This window comes from Chitinophaga horti (assembly GCF_022867795.2).
Classification (GTDB): Bacteria; Bacteroidota; Bacteroidia; order Chitinophagales; family Chitinophagaceae; genus Chitinophaga; species Chitinophaga horti.
In genome coordinates, this window is sequence record NZ_CP107006.1 from 1,118,568 (window position 1) to 1,132,806 (window position 14,239).

The 14,239-nt window shown below is 50.9% G+C and carries 12 protein-coding genes and 1 tRNA gene; 9 read left to right on the forward strand and 4 right to left on the reverse strand.

Features of this window, described 5'->3' with window-relative positions:
- Window positions 1–10 precede the first annotated feature (10 nt).
- Complete coding sequence (locus MKQ68_RS04720; protein WP_244841332.1) at window positions 11–988, forward strand: GSCFA domain-containing protein; 978 nt, start codon at window positions 11–13, stop codon at window positions 986–988.
- Here MKQ68_RS04720 and MKQ68_RS04725 read toward each other — a convergent pair.
- Window positions 975–2,492 (reverse strand): MFS transporter, encoded by a 1,518-nt coding sequence (locus MKQ68_RS04725; RefSeq protein WP_264282288.1) that lies wholly within the window; start codon window positions 2,490–2,492, stop codon window positions 975–977. The two genes, MKQ68_RS04720 and MKQ68_RS04725, sit on opposite strands and share 14 nt — an antisense overlap.
- A 114-nt stretch (window positions 2,493–2,606) precedes the next feature.
- Between MKQ68_RS04725 and MKQ68_RS04730 the strand changes: the two genes are divergently transcribed.
- From MKQ68_RS04730 to MKQ68_RS04735, 3 genes are read left to right on the forward strand one after another with little or no spacing between them, the layout of a single operon-like run.
- The gene (locus tag MKQ68_RS04730; RefSeq protein WP_264282289.1) at window positions 2,607–4,763 is read left to right on the forward strand and encodes a patatin-like phospholipase family protein; all 2,157 of its coding nucleotides are present in this window, start codon (window positions 2,607–2,609) and stop codon (window positions 4,761–4,763) included.
- 11 nt (window positions 4,764–4,774) lie between these two features.
- Window positions 4,775–4,882 (forward strand): hypothetical protein, encoded by a 108-nt coding sequence (locus MKQ68_RS25865; RefSeq protein ID WP_432803733.1) that lies wholly within the window; start codon window positions 4,775–4,777, stop codon window positions 4,880–4,882.
- A 57-nt stretch (window positions 4,883–4,939) separates the two neighbouring features.
- Complete coding sequence (locus MKQ68_RS04735) at window positions 4,940–5,905, forward strand: glycoside hydrolase family 43 protein (protein WP_264282290.1); 966 nt, start codon at window positions 4,940–4,942, stop codon at window positions 5,903–5,905.
- A gap of 2 nt (window positions 5,906–5,907) precedes the next feature.
- Here the strand turns inward: MKQ68_RS04735 and MKQ68_RS04740 are convergent, their stop codons facing one another.
- Window positions 5,908–6,510, reverse strand: coding sequence for a MiaE family protein (locus MKQ68_RS04740; protein WP_264282291.1), 603 nt, complete (start codon window positions 6,508–6,510; stop codon window positions 5,908–5,910).
- A 53-nt stretch (window positions 6,511–6,563) separates the two neighbouring features.
- On the opposite strand from MKQ68_RS04740, the gene MKQ68_RS04745 reads away from it, so the two are divergent.
- From MKQ68_RS04745 to MKQ68_RS04760, 4 genes are all read left to right on the forward strand, one after another.
- Complete coding sequence (locus MKQ68_RS04745) at window positions 6,564–7,739, forward strand: aminotransferase class I/II-fold pyridoxal phosphate-dependent enzyme (RefSeq protein ID WP_264282292.1); 1,176 nt, start codon at window positions 6,564–6,566, stop codon at window positions 7,737–7,739.
- Window positions 7,740–7,769: 30 nt separating this feature from the next.
- Window positions 7,770–10,181, forward strand: a complete 2,412-nt coding sequence (locus MKQ68_RS04750; RefSeq protein WP_264282293.1) for a penicillin acylase family protein — start codon at window positions 7,770–7,772, stop codon at window positions 10,179–10,181.
- A 59-nt stretch (window positions 10,182–10,240) separates the two neighbouring features.
- Window positions 10,241–10,313, forward strand: a tRNA-Lys gene (locus tag MKQ68_RS04755).
- 473 nt (window positions 10,314–10,786) lie between these two features.
- On the forward strand, window positions 10,787–11,536 hold the full coding sequence (locus MKQ68_RS04760; RefSeq protein ID WP_264282294.1) for a hypothetical protein: 750 nt from the start codon (window positions 10,787–10,789) through the stop codon (window positions 11,534–11,536).
- A gap of 31 nt (window positions 11,537–11,567) precedes the next feature.
- On the opposite strand, the gene MKQ68_RS04765 is transcribed toward MKQ68_RS04760, so the two are convergent.
- Complete coding sequence (locus MKQ68_RS04765) at window positions 11,568–12,296, reverse strand: 3-keto-disaccharide hydrolase (protein ID WP_244841322.1); 729 nt, start codon at window positions 12,294–12,296, stop codon at window positions 11,568–11,570.
- 246 nt (window positions 12,297–12,542) lie between these two features.
- On the opposite strand from MKQ68_RS04765, the gene MKQ68_RS04770 reads away from it, so the two are divergent.
- A complete protein-coding gene (locus MKQ68_RS04770) occupies window positions 12,543–13,325 on the forward strand; it encodes a Fic family protein (protein WP_244841321.1) in 783 nt (260 codons plus the stop codon).
- On the opposite strand, the gene MKQ68_RS04775 is transcribed toward MKQ68_RS04770, so the two are convergent.
- The gene (locus MKQ68_RS04775; protein ID WP_264282295.1) at window positions 13,322–14,236 is read right to left on the reverse strand and encodes a helix-turn-helix domain-containing protein; all 915 of its coding nucleotides are present in this window, start codon (window positions 14,234–14,236) and stop codon (window positions 13,322–13,324) included. The genes MKQ68_RS04770 and MKQ68_RS04775 overlap by 4 nt on opposite strands.
- Between the last annotated feature and the right edge of the window lie 3 nt (window positions 14,237–14,239).

The window sequence follows — 14,239 nt, forward strand, 5'->3', positions numbered from 1 at the left end:
AATATCCATTATGGACTTTCACCTGCAATTCCCGGTAATGCCGTTGCCGCAGCCTATACAATACGACCAGAAAATACTCATGGCCGGTTCCTGCTTTGCAGAAGAAGTAGGGGCCATGTTGCAATCTGGCCGGTTCGATGTGATGCTCAATCCCAACGGCATCCTGTTTAACCCACTTAGTATAGTCAAGTCCGTTAACCAATACCTCGACCAGCGTACCTACACCGAAGCTGATTTGTTCCAGCACAACGGTGCCTGGCATAGTTACGATCATCACAGCCGTTTTTCAGGAACAGATAAAGAGGCCGTACTTGCACAGATCAACGCCTCACAGGCCGCTGCAGCGAAACAGTTGAAAGAGGCCGACTGGCTCATCATCACGTTGGGAAGCGCATTTGGTTATACGTTAAAAGAAGGCGGCCAGCTGGTTGGGAATTGCCACAAAATGCCCCAGCAACAGTTTAATAAAAAGCTGCATTCTGCCGAAGAGATCATCACGGCGATCGATAATATGATGCACCGCTTGTTTTTCGCCAACCGCAAAGTGAAGATCATCTTTACCGTAAGCCCTGTGCGTTATGTACGCGATGGGGTAGTGGAGAATAACCTGAGTAAGGCCATCCTGCTACAGGCCGTGCATCACCTGGTGAATAAATTCGACCGGTTATATTATTTCCCCGCTTATGAACTGGTGATTGACGACTTACGCGATTACAGGTTTTATAAGGAAGATATGGTGCATCCTAACGCACAGGCCGTGCAGTATGTGTGGGAGAAGTTTGCCGGGGCGTGTCTGCACCAGCAGGCGCAAGCCACCTTAAAGCTGGTGGAGGACGTGAGCCGGGCCCGCCGGCACCGCCCGATCATCGAAGATTCGGAGCAGCACCGGCAGTTCCTGGCCGGGTATGCACAAAAGGTGCGCACGTTAATGGAGCAGCATCCCTACCTCGATCTGAAGGAGGAGTTGCAATATTTTAGTCGTGGGTAAGATCTTCTACCTTTCTCTCTTTCAAAAAGAACGTACCGACAATTAAACAGATCACAGCAATGGCGATCGGGTAAATCAATCCCGCAAAGTGATTGCCTGTTTGCGCCACCATGATGGCTGCGATCGTGGGCATTAGTCCGCCGAATATACCGTTACCAATGTGGTAAGGCAGCGACATCGACGTGTAACGGATGCGTGTCGGGAACAGTTCTACCAGGAAGGCCGCGATAGGCGCATACGCCATGGTCACGAAAAATACCTGGATAAACACCATCAACACCAGCAGGAACACGTTAAACATACTCACCTTCACCTGTATGTCTTTTATCGGCTTGCCGCTTACGTCGGCCAGTACCACGCCGTCTTTAGCAGTAGTTGTTTCACGTACCTCTGTGCTGTCTGAATACAGGTGAATGCGGGTGGTTTTTTCCACCAGCTGACCTTTATCGTTTTTACTGCTGTGGCTTTCGATATGGAACTTGTTCATCAGTTCCTCTTTTTGCGATACATCTACCGTATGGTCCATTACGCGGTAAATCGGGTAATAGGCCAGCGCGGCCAGCAACATGCCCATCATCATGATCTTTTTACGCCCGATGCGATCGCTGAGTCGGCCGAAGTAAATGAAGAACGGGGTAGCAGCTAAAAGCGCCATGGCGATAATTACGTTCGATTGCACGAACTCCACGTGCATCGTGGTTTGAAGGAAAGAAAGCGCATAAAACTGCCCGGTGTACCATACTACGCCTTGTCCCATCGTAGCGCCGAACAGTGCGAGCAGAACAATACGCAGGTTTTCTTTCTTACCGAAGCTTTCTTTCAGTGGATTCTTGGATGTTTTACCTTCCGCCTTCATCTGCGCGAACAGCGGCGATTCCTCCAGTTTCGTGCGGATATAGTAAGACATGATGACCAGCAATACCGATAACAGGAACGGGATACGCCAGCCCCAATCCTCGAACTGCTCTGCGTTCAGGAGGGTACGCGTGGTGAGGATCACGCCGAGTGAGAGGAATAAACCCAGTGTAGCCGTGGTTTGAATAAAGCTGGTAAAGTAACCGCGCTGGTCCGACGGGGAGTGTTCTGCCACATACGTAGCGGCGCCACCGTATTCGCCGCCGAGGGCCAGGCCCTGTACCAAACGAAGTATCAAGACCACGATCGGTGCAATCACGCCAATACTTTCATAAGAGGGCACCAGGCCGATGGCGAATGTAGAGCCGCCCATGAGCAGCAGGGTAAGGAGGAAAGTGTATTTACGCCCCACCACATCGCCCAGGCGGCCAAATACAATGGCACCAAAGGGCCTCACGATAAAACCTACTGCGAAAGTCGCGAGTGTAGCGATGTATGCGAGCGTTGGATTAGATGCGGGAAAGAATTTTTCGGAGATGATCAGGGAAAGGCTCCCGAAAATGTAAAAATCGTACCATTCTATAAGTGTACCTGCCGATGATGCCAGGATTACCTGCCAGATGTTTTTCGTACCGTGGGTCTTTTGCATGTTGTTTTCTCAGTTATCTCGAAAAGATAGAAAATAACTTTAATAAATTTCATAGGGGAGAAGCAATTTGCGCCGCGTCTTATATTAAACCATTAACTTTATCGGGTAAGCAATATGCGACAGATTTGGCTGATATGGATTTATGTGATTGCGTTACTCCCTATGTCGGCTGATGCACAACAGGTTGTGCAGGAAAATAGTGGTGCAGGGATGAGCGGTACGGGCGCCAGGCGGCCCCGTATAGGCCTCGCACTGAGTGGAGGCGGCGCTAAAGGCCTCGCACATATCGGCATCCTCGAAGCGATTGACAGCGCCGGCCTCAAAATAGATTACATCGCCGGTACCAGTATGGGCAGCATCGTAGGCTCTCTCTACGCGATCGGCTACCCGGCAGATTCCATCGAGGCCATGGCACGCCGTATCGACTGGACCGCCCTCTTCGCCAATCAACCCCCACTCACCGATATCAGTTTTGAGGAAAAAGACGAGTTTAACCGCTACCTGATAGAGGTGCCTTTCGAACATGGCAAGCCGAAACTTACTTCGGGCATGATCACGGGCGAACAACTCTGGCTGGAACTCGCCAAGCTGTACTATCCCGTTAAAGACATCAAAGACTTTTCCTGCTTCAATATTCCTTTTAAATGTATTGCTACCGATGTGGCCACCGGGGAGATGGTGACACTCGACAGTGGCGAACTTGTATCTGCCGTTCGCGCCAGCATTGCCATTCCTTCTGTATTTACAGCCGTGAAGATCGGCGACCGTAAACTGGTGGATGGGGGCGTGGTGCGCAATTTTCCTACGATTACCGCGCAGGATATGGGGGCGGAGTACATCATTGGCTCCAACGTAAGTTCAGGCCTGCGCCCGGCGGAGGAACTCATAACGCCGTTGGATATACTCTATCAGCTGGGTTTTTACAAAGCGGCCGAGGACTTTGGCAAGGCACGTAAGATCACCGACCTGTACATCGATCACCCAGGCAAAAAATTTACGGCTGCCAGCTTCAACAATGCCGAAGCGATCATCGAAGAAGGGAAACGCCGTGGGCGTGAGTACTATCCCGTGTTTAAACGACTGGCAGATTCGCTTAACGCGATCCAGGAAGCGCCGCCCGTCACCGGTCCGCGTTTGCCATATGCGCACGACATAGAGCTCACCACCATCAGTGTAAAGGGTTTGAAGCACTCCGACGAAAACTTCTTCATGGGTCGCCTGGGCCTGGAGAGCGGGGGGTGTTACCGGTCCGAGGACTTGCGTGAAGCGGTGATGAACGTGTTTGGTACCCGCTTTTACAAACAAATTACGTACGACCTGGTACCCGAAGGCATGGGCCGTTACCGTATGCTGATGACGGTGGAGGAAACGCCACTCACTTACGTAAAGGGCTCGCTGCACTATAATACTTACAGCGATATCGCCGCCAATATCAACTTTACCCGCCGCAACTTCCTCATTCCGAACTCAAGGTCGTTCCTCACGATAGGCATCAGTGAAAGTCCACGGTTTAAGGCGGAGTACTTCAAGTACCTGGGCAACAAGCGAAACGTAGGTTTTGGGCTGAACATGCACTACGAAGATAACCCGCTCAACATCTACAGCAACTTCGACCGCGAACAGGTATATCGTAATAAATACTTTGGTGCTGGCGCACTGATGCAGGTAATGCCTACACGAAATATGTCGCTGGGCGGCGGCGTACGCATCGAAAACCTGCGCCTGAAGCCCAAAATCGCGAACTACATACAGATGCGGGGAGATGTGTGGCAGTATAACGCTCATTTTAATTTCGGCGTTAACACCCTCAATCGTAAGATGTACCCCACCAGCGGTATGGACGTACAGCTCGAAACCGGTTATATCTTTGGGCACCGCCCCGACTTTGCCGCCTACGAAGACGGCCGCGAACTGCCGGTGGATACGTTGGAACTGAGCTTTTCGAACTACCAGCGGATAGTGGCGAAGATGAACTATTACATTCCCCTCGGCTACCGCGGCGCCTTGCAGCTCAGTGTAAACGGCGGCGTTAACTTCGATTATAACCAGTCACTGGTGAACGCTTATCTTTTAGGAGGATTAAATCCCTTTACCCGCAACAACGTGCCGTTTGTGGGCATCTATGAAGGAGAGGTGATTTCACCGAGTGTGGTAGCTACGCAGATGGGTGTTCAGTATGAAGTATATAAGAACCTTTTTTTAACCCCCGTGCGGCGGTGGCCTTGTACGACTTCACCTATGGTGCCGAAGCTACCCGTTATCATTATTTAAGTGGATACGGTATGTCTGTCGGTTATTCCTCCCGCTTGGGTCCACTCGACGCCTCCCTCATGTACAGCGACCAATCACGGAAGTTACGCGTGTACGTGAACCTGGGTTTCAACTTCTGATCGCCGCCCGTCCTTATTACACTTTCTGTAACGTAATCTTTGGTTATTTTAGCCACTATGACTACTCTCAAGACTATTCTCCGGACTACTTTCGTAGCCGCGGGCCTGTTATGCAGTGCAACCACGTTTGCCCAGCAGCCCGCCATCTTCCTTGCTGATCCTACCATTTTTACGGACAAGGGCACCTATTACCTTTACGGCACCAGCAGTGAACGCGGCTTCCTGGTGTACACCTCTGCCGATCTTAAAACCTGGAAACAACCGGCCGACAGCGCCCGCCGTTTCGCCTTGAAGCGCGGCGAATCGTTCGGGAAGGGCGGTTTCTGGGCGCCGCAGGTGTTTAAACACAAAGGTGCTTACTACATGGCTTACACGGCGGACGAGCAGCTGGCGATCGCCAAAAGCGCCAGTCCCGCGGGCCCTTTTAAGCAAGATAAACTGATCGCCCTGAGCGGCATTGGACGGCAAATAGATCCATTCGTGTTTTTCGATAATGGCAAAGCGTACCTGTACCATGTTAAGTTGCAAAAAGGCAACCGCATCTTTGTAACAGAAATGAAACCCGATTTATCGGACATCATACCGGGCACGGAGAAAGAGTGCATATCCGCCTCCGAACCCTGGGAGGATACAGAGAAAGTCGAGTGGACGGTGACTGAAGGCCCGACCGTGTTAAAACGTAAAGGCATATACTATCTCGTTTACTCTGCCAACGACTTCCGTAATAAAGATTACGCCGTAGGTTACGCTACTTCCACCTCGCCGGCCGGGCCGTGGAAGAAGTATGCAGGCAACCCGATTATCAGCCGGCACAATGTGCAGCAGAACGGTTCGGGCCATGGGGATGTGTTTACCGATAAGAAAGGTGACATGTTTTATGTGCTGCATACCCACCGTACAGATAGTAGAGTATCGCCGAGAGCGACGGCGGTAGTGGGTTTGCAGTTTAAACAGGAGAAGGGTGGGGAAGAAGTGCTGGAGATGAAACCGGCGACGTTTAAATGGCTGCAATTGGGGAAGTAGGATCAATGCATCCTGTCCCCACGCACGGCCAGATTTTCTATAATATCCGCTTCGATCTTTAGCCACTCCTGCCAGCGGGTGCGTACCACTTCTTCGTCCATATACTCGTTGGCGAGGTCGATGAACAGGCGGTAGTGGCCAGCTTCGGATACCATGAACTTGTAATAAAAATCACGTAAATACGCATCGTCGAGGCCCTCGCTGAGCAGGCGGAAACGCTCGCAGCTGCGGGCTTCGATGAGGGCGAAAATGAGCAGGCGATCGAGGAACTGGAGGTCGGCGTGGCCTCCTTTACGTTCGTGTTTACGCAGTTCGTTCACGTACTCGTCTTTCCGCTGGCGGCCCAGTTTAAAACCCCTCTTCTTCATTTCAGCCAGCACCTGGCGGAAGTGTCCCCATTCTTCCGTAACGATCGGAGCCAGTTCAAATACCAGCTTTTCCCGCTCGGGATAACGCTGGATGAGCGATATGCAGGAAGTAGCCGCCTTTTGCTCGCAGAATGCGTGGTCGGTAAGCACGTCCTCGAGGGAGATAGCCGCGAGGTTCACCCAACGGGGATCGGTGGGCAATTTGAGACCGAGAATGGATACTTTGCTGCTGCTCATGGATATTTGTTTAGAGGGCACAAAGTTACATAGAAGATGGTTAGATTTGATACATGCTTCAAGAGGATTTTCTTTCCCAGGCACTATCGCGGCGGCTGGCCGATGAATCGCTGAGGCGGTTGCAGTTGCCGCCGGCCAGGGTCGACTTTTGTTCTAACGACTACCTTGGGCTGGCGCGCAGCGAGGCTTTGGGAGATGCGGCGCAGGCCATTCTTACCCACGTGCCGCCCTTACACGGCAGCGGCGGTTCGCGCCTGCTGGCCGGCAATTATCCGTTGATCGAAGAAGCCGAGCAACGGATAGCAGCACTGCACGATGCGGGGGCTGGTTTGCTTTTTAATTCCGGGTATGATGCAAATGTCGGACTTTTCGCCAGCGTGCCGCAAAAGGGCGATTTCGTGATCCATGATCAGTTGATACATGCGTCGATATTGGACGGCATCCGGTTGTCGGATGCGCAGCGGCTTTCGTTCCGGCATAACGACCTGGCGCACCTGGAGCAGAAATTGTTTTTTGCAAAGGAGAAAGGTCGCAATGTATTCGTGGCAGTAGAGTCGGTGTATTCAATGGATGGCGATGCGGCGCCCCTGACGCAGATCGCTGCATTGTGTGCGAGAGAAGGCGCGTACCTCATCGTAGATGAAGCCCATGCCACCGGCGTTTGCGGTCCGCGGGGCATGGGCCTTGTGCAGGCGTACGGTTTGGAGCAACAGTGTTTTGCCCGCGTACATACCTTCGGTAAAGCAGTGGGTTGCAATGGGGCGATTGTACTGGGTTCGCCGGTGTTGAAGGAATACCTGGTGAATTTTGCCCGTTCTTTTATTTATACGACTGCCCTGCCGCCGATGGCGATTGCCACTATATTGGCCAGTTACCTTTTGTTTCCTGGTATGGACGGGCAGCGGGCACATTTGCAGTTGCTCATACATCGTTTTCGGGAAGCCTTGCCGGTACGCCTGCTGCTGGCGAGCGATACAGCCATACAAATCGTAAAAACACCCGGCAATCAACGCGCACGCGCACTTGCACATCGGCTGCAACAGGCAGGGTTGGATGTACGGGCGATCTTACATCCGACGGTGGCGAGAGGAGCGGAGCGGTTAAGAGTCGTGTTACATGCGTTTAATACGGTGGAAGAAGTAGACCTGCTGACCAGTATTGTTGCAGATGAAGTGAGTGACACAACGGCGGCTGAGGAGAGAGCTGATGCCGGTAGCATAAATGATTGAAAATTGAAATTTATCATATAACTTTCAATTATGAGAACTATTGCCTTTGTATGCTCCTCCGTACTGACCCTTGTACTGATTTGGGCGCTTAATAAAAGCTGGGGATCGTTGCCTCCGCTGGGTAAGCTCTTAAGTCCGCAGCATGGCTTTTGGCAGAACGCCGAATCCGTGAACCGTGATTTCTCTGCGCAGATTATCCTGCCCGGCCTCGCGAAAAACGTGGAGGTGTGGGAAGATGAACGCCTCGTTCCTCATATTTTCGCGGAAACCGAAAACGACGCCGCTTACGTACTTGGCTACCTGCATGCCCGTGACCGCCTCTGGCAAATGGAAGTGCAGACCATGGCCTCTGCAGGCCGCCTTTGTGAGATACTTGGCCCCGGCCTGTTAGAACGCGATCGGCTGAAACGCAGGCAGGGTATGGTGTACGGCGCGCAAAACAGCCTGAAAGCGATTGAACGCGATCCCGTACAAAAGGCTTACCTCGACGCCTACACGCGCGGCGTAAATACCTACATCAATGGCTTACGCAGCCGCAGTTTGCCTTTAGAATACAAGTTGCTGAACTATCACCCCGAACCCTGGAGCAACCTGAAAACCGCGCTACTCATCAAATACATGGCCGATGATCTGGCCGGCGCCGCTAACGACCTTGAATACACGAATGCGCGCCGTTACTTCTCCGAGCAGGATGTGGAGCAGATGTTCCCCGACTTTACTGATACCCTCGATCCGATCATTCCCGCAGGCACCCCGTATCCTGCGCCCACCAAACGTGCCGTGCGCCCGGCAGATAGCGTGTTGTACCGCGACCAGGAAAACCTGCGCTTCAGGATACAGAAACCCGATCCCGATAACGGCAGTAACAACTGGGCCGTGGCTGGCAGCCGCACCCGCAGCGGCGCGCCGATATTGAGCAATGATCCACACCTGGGACTGAACCTGCCTTCGTTATGGTATGAAGTGCAGTTGCAAACCCCCACCATGAACGTGTATGGCGTGTCGTTACCCGGTGCGCCCGGTGTGCTGATCGGCTTTAACGACGATATTGCCTGGGGCATCACCAATGGTTCTGAAGATGTGAAAGACTATTACCGCATGCAGTTCCGCAACGGTAAGTCGCAATACCTGTTTAATGGTACCTATCGCAACGCTGAATTGCGCGTGGAGGAGATCAAGATCAAAGGGCAGGCTTCTTATTTTGATACCGTGGCCTATACCGTTTGGGGACCCGTAATGTTCGACAACACCTTCCCCGATACGACGACCGGCTCCGGCTTCCTGGCCGTTCGCTGGAAGGCCCATGATGGCACTAATGAACTGGCCACCTTCTACCACCTCAACAGAGCCCGTAATTACGACGAATACCTGGCCGCCCTGCAATACTTTACCTGTCCGGCCCAAAACTTCTTATTTGCCTCTAAAACAGGCGATATTGCCCTTTGGCATAACGGGGAGTACCCGCTGCGCTGGAAAGACCAGGGCAAGTATATTATGCCCGGCTGGGACAGTACCTACGCCTGGCAGGGCTACATTCCGCGTGGCGAAGTGCCGCACATCAGGAATCCCGAACGCGGCTACCTGAACTCAGCGAACCAACATCCGACAGACAGTACCTATCCGTACCACCTGTACGGCATATACGACCTGTACCGCGGCAAACGCATAAACGAAGCCCTGGCGCCAATGCGCGGCATTACCCCCGAACACATGATGGCTTTGCAGAACGATAATAAAAACCTGTTCGCCGCCACCGCTTTGCCCTTCCTGCTGAACAACCTGAATGAATCGTCGCTGCGCCCGAACCTGCGCGAGTGGTACGACACCCTTAGGCGTTGGGATTACGTGCAAAGCCCGGCGAGCAATGCGGCCACTGTATTCAATTTGTGGTGGGAGGAGTTTGAGAAAGAAATATGGAAAGATGATTTCGCGAATAAAGACGGTGCTGTATTAGAACTGCCGCAATCAAAGACCACCCTGTTATGGTTGCTGCGTGATAGCGCTATGCACTTCGTGGACGATCGCACCACGCCGCAAGTAGAAACCCTGCCCGACATTGTGTTGCGCAGCTTCTCCCGCATGGCTATTCCTGCCCGTAAAGCCCTGCGCGAAGGTAAACTTGCTTTCGGTAAGTTTCGCGGAACGAACATCAATCACCTCGCCGGTTTACCTGCATTTAGCCGTGCCGGTTTATACACCGGCGGCGGCACCCATATCGTGAATGCCACGAAACTGCGGCATGGTCCGTCGTGGAAGATGGTGGTGCAATTAGGACAGCGGACCGAGGCATATGGCATCTATCCGGGAGGGCAGAGTGGCAATCCCGGAAGTAAATATTACGACAACAGTGTTGATGACTGGACTGCCGGGAAATACTATCCCATCAAGGTTTTTAGCCGATCAGACAAAGGGAAGTACAAAATTATTTTCCGGAATAGTTAAGAAATATTTGGACTGAATTTAGATTTTCATATCTTTGCAATCCCAAATCAAACGGGGATGATTTCGTAGCTCAGTTGGTAGAGCAATACACTTTTAATGTATGGGCCCTGGGTTCGAGTCCCAGCGAAATCACTGGAAAGGCTTCACAGCAATGTGGAGCCTTTTTTTATGTGCCCTTCTTTTTCAAATTCCTGCATTTGCTCGGAGCGTATCTGTTAACCTTGTAGAGGATATTCAAATTACTTGACAGAGGTTGCCTGGTTTTTCCGGTGATTACCCTATTTGATGGCATGGTCGAAATGGGCTTTTATTGGAGTTACATTGGACTTCCATTGGAGTTACATTGGACTTGTATTGGAGTTGCATTGGACTTCCCCTCTACAACTTTTGGCGAGAAACGACAGTTCGCGACAAAAAACGACAAAAGACGACAAAAAGCGACAATTGCGATATTTTGCGACAATTGCGACACTTTGCGACAATCGCCTTGGTGGCGGATTTTCAAGGTCCTATCTTCGCAACATCGGTTCCGGAAATCCGAAGAAAGGTGAATGGGATGTACCTGGAAAAGCAGCCCGGTTTTAATCATATCCAAAGTAAAAATCATGAAAAACCTAAGAAAACGACATAAGATTGAACAATCTCTCGGTGGCCAAACGCTTCATCGCGTGGCGGACGGCTTTAAGATCAGGCGAAAGACTGGGGTAGATGGCGATCGCATTAAAACAGATCCTAAATTCGGCAACACGCTGCTCAGTACCTACGATTTTACCACAGCGGCCATTGCCGGCAGAGTATTGCGGGAAGCATTAAGTTTCGTTATTGGCAACGCCCGTGATTCGAGGATGACGATCAGGCTTACCACACAGATGCGCCATGTGCTGAAGCGCGATGCGCAGCATGCACGCGGGCAGCGACAGGTACAGAATGGCGATCTTTCGCTGTTGCATGGTTTCCAGTTTAATGCAGACTGTCCTCTTCCGAATTTGTTACTGGCACCTTATACAACAACCGTCGATCGTGAAACCGGGTTGGCGCAGGTTATTATGGACGGCTACAAGCCACGAAAAGTCATCAATAGCCCTAAAAACGCCACCCATTATGTATTGCATATGGCGGCTACTGCGGTTGACTTTGTAACAGGCAAAGCTCAAACAGCGGTGGTTGAAACGCTGCCGCAACCGCTGGACGAGCATCAGGCCCCCGGAATAACGCTATCTGCGCAGCTGGAGGCAAATAGTGATAAGCCTTTATTTGTAGTGTTGGGGATGCATTTCCTGTCGATAGAGAACGGGATCCGTTACGCGGTGGGGGGCAGCGGGTTTAGTGGATTGGCGATAGTAGGAGTGGAATGAAAAAAAGCGTAACCATGCTATTGGTTACGCTTTAATATCTACAACTTTTAATCTTAATATTTTTGAACGCCACTCCTTTGTTCCAGTCCTGTAGCGCAATTTTTCCACTGGTATACTTACCAAATTCCGGGAAGCCTTTGAATCCAGTATTGGCGACGGTATCCCGCCATTGCTGGGTGGTGAAGTCTTCGCGGGCGGTAATTTTACCATTCAGGTAAAATTCGACTTTGCCGTTTTGCTGTTTAATAACGCCGTTATTCCATTGGTCGGGTGGCACTACATCCACTGGTGTAAGTTGGGGTTGAAAGCCGTACAGGCATCCTGCACGTTTCAACTCTTTATCATAATCATGGTGCGCAGCGCCCAGTAACTGGTACTCGGGGCCGGATGCCCAGGCGGTTGGGATATCGGCGCGTTCGAGTACATTCAGGAACACGCCGCTATTGCCATCGGCAGCCATCTTCCAATCGAATTTAAGTTCGAAGTTTTCGAAGCTTTTATCAGTGGCCAGGTCGCCACGCTCCACACCTGGGCGGGGACTGCATACAAGGGCACCATCTTCAACGATCCACACCATGGGTGCCTGCTTAGTGCCGTTATACAGGTGCCATCCATTGGTCGTTTTGCCGTCAAAAAGAAGTTGCCATCCATCCTCTTTTTCTTTCGCGCTAAGAGCGTTGTCGCCCGTTTGCTGGTCGCAGGAAATAAGGGTGATGGTGAGTATCAGCATGAATACGAGGGAGAGGTACTTTATTAGCATCGTGGTCATTTTAGTTACAAAAGTAGGGACTTAGCCTAATGGATGCTTGTTGGATATTTTTAATTCTTGTCTGATATTACTATTTTTGGTTCAAGTGATCTATTTCTGGCGAGAAATATGAAATATTATCCAGGGCTATATCATAACTGGTTTTTTAGGAAGTGGAAGGGGATGACGCCTTCGGGGTATAAGTCGGGAGACATGGGCGCGATGTAGGTCTGGGTTTTGTACTATATTTAGCGTATTATGAGGATGGAATTGCAGATCATACCTACAGGTTTATTGGCAGACTTCAAAGCGGAGGTGGATGAACGAGCATCAACAACAGCGTTTAACGCGCTGGAGGATGCGGAGTTGTCAACCGCCGGATTCAGCTTTTACACTTCTGTCGCATCTGTTTATTCCAGCAAGATAGAAGGGGCTGAAATAGAACTGGATTCCTATATCAAGCATAAACGCTTCGGCATTCAGTTTCAGCCAGATTATACGCGCAAGACAGATGACCTGTATACCGCCTATCAGTATGCGCAGTCCGCCCCATTCGACCGTACAACATTAGTTGAAGCACACAAGCTATTAACCCGGCATATTCTTCCTGTAGCGTCGCAGGGCAAGTTTCGTAATCAGAACATGTACGTGACTACCAACGACGGACGTATCGAATATGTAGCCGCTTCCCCGTTCTCCGTGACGATGGAAATGGAAAAGTTGTACGCAGACATTACTACTTTGCAGGCTATTGATCTTTCAATAGCTGAAGTCTTCTATTTCGCGAGCATGATCCATCTCGTTTTTGTAAAGATCCATCCCTGGGCGGACGGTAACGGACGTAGTGCGAGGTTGCTCGAGAAATGGTTCCTCGCCGTAAAGTTAGGGGAGAAGGCGTGGTTCGTGCAATCAGAGAAGTATTACTACGAGCGTCACCGGTCGTATTATGACAACATTCAGGCGTTGCGTTTGGAGTATGATGAGTTAGACTACGCAAATGCCGGTGCATTTTTACGGATGTTAGTGGCGGCTGTCTTCTAATTAAACGCCTGCCTGAACTCCAACGGCGACATCTCCGTTTTCTTTTTAAACAATTTGCTGAACGACTGCGGATGTTCAAATCCTAACTCGTAGGCAATCTCGCTCACCGATAAATTCGTCGTGCTCAAACGCTCCTTTGCATAATCCACCAGTTTGTTCTGGATGTGTTGCTGTGTGTTCTGTTCTGTATGCATGCGCAGCAATGTACCGAGGTAATTGGGGGAGATGTTCAGTTGTGCGGCAATATCCGTAACCGTCGGGATGCCTTTGGCCAGCAATGTGCCGCTTTCAAAATAATCTGCAAGTATCTTTTCAAATCGTTCCAAGAGTTCGAAGCTCGATTTCTTCCGGGTGAGGAACTGGCGTTCGTAAAAACGTTCCGAATACGTGAAAAGCGTTTGCAATTGGGAGATGATCAGCTTCTGGCTAAACTTATCGATGTTGGCCTGGTATTCTTTCTGTATCTGTTGCAGAATGTCCTCGATCACTTTTTCCTCCTTATCTGACAGGAAGAGGGCCTCATTGGCAGCATATTGGAAGAACTCATAGGTTTTGATTTCCTTCGCCAATGGCGTGTTCCATAGAAAGTCGGGGTGAATGAGTAACAGGTAGCCTGTCGGCTCGATGACGGCGTTCGGGTTGGTTTCGATCTTCAGCAACTGTTGCGGTGCGATGAAGCTCAGTACTCCCGAATCAAAATCATATTGCGTTTGGCCATAATTGAATTTGGCATTAACGTTCCGCTTCAACCCGATGGAGTAAAAGTTTTGGAGCCAGCGGAATTCATTGTCTTCTACCGGATAGGCCACCTTGCTGTAATCTATCAGGCTGATCAACGGGTGTTCAGGCTTGTCCAGGTTACAGAAGTGATGAAACTCAGCGATCGAGTTAAAGCGGAACGTCTTTTCCATGAT

Excerpts from the sequence above, each read along its gene's own strand:
- MKQ68_RS04720 (WP_244841332.1), top strand. The coding sequence starts at position 11 with ATGGACTTTCACCTGCAATTCCCGGTAATGCCGTTGCCGCAGCCTATA.
- MKQ68_RS04725 (WP_264282288.1), bottom strand. The coding sequence starts at position 2,492 with ATGCAAAAGACCCACGGTACGAAAAACATCTGGCAGGTAATCCTGGCA.
- MKQ68_RS04730 (WP_264282289.1), top strand. The coding sequence starts at position 2,607 with ATGCGACAGATTTGGCTGATATGGATTTATGTGATTGCGTTACTCCCT.
- MKQ68_RS25865 (WP_432803733.1), top strand. The coding sequence starts at position 4,775 with ATGTCTGTCGGTTATTCCTCCCGCTTGGGTCCACTCGACGCCTCCCTC.
- MKQ68_RS04735 (WP_264282290.1), top strand. The coding sequence starts at position 4,940 with ATGACTACTCTCAAGACTATTCTCCGGACTACTTTCGTAGCCGCGGGC.
- MKQ68_RS04740 (WP_264282291.1), bottom strand. The coding sequence starts at position 6,510 with ATGAGCAGCAGCAAAGTATCCATTCTCGGTCTCAAATTGCCCACCGAT.
- MKQ68_RS04745 (WP_264282292.1), top strand. The coding sequence starts at position 6,564 with ATGCTTCAAGAGGATTTTCTTTCCCAGGCACTATCGCGGCGGCTGGCC.
- MKQ68_RS04750 (WP_264282293.1), top strand. The coding sequence starts at position 7,770 with ATGAGAACTATTGCCTTTGTATGCTCCTCCGTACTGACCCTTGTACTG.
- MKQ68_RS04760 (WP_264282294.1), top strand. The coding sequence starts at position 10,787 with ATGAAAAACCTAAGAAAACGACATAAGATTGAACAATCTCTCGGTGGC.
- MKQ68_RS04765 (WP_244841322.1), bottom strand. The coding sequence starts at position 12,296 with ATGCTAATAAAGTACCTCTCCCTCGTATTCATGCTGATACTCACCATC.
- MKQ68_RS04770 (WP_244841321.1), top strand. The coding sequence starts at position 12,543 with ATGAGGATGGAATTGCAGATCATACCTACAGGTTTATTGGCAGACTTC.
- MKQ68_RS04775 (WP_264282295.1), bottom strand. The coding sequence starts at position 14,236 with ATGGAAAAGACGTTCCGCTTTAACTCGATCGCTGAGTTTCATCACTTC.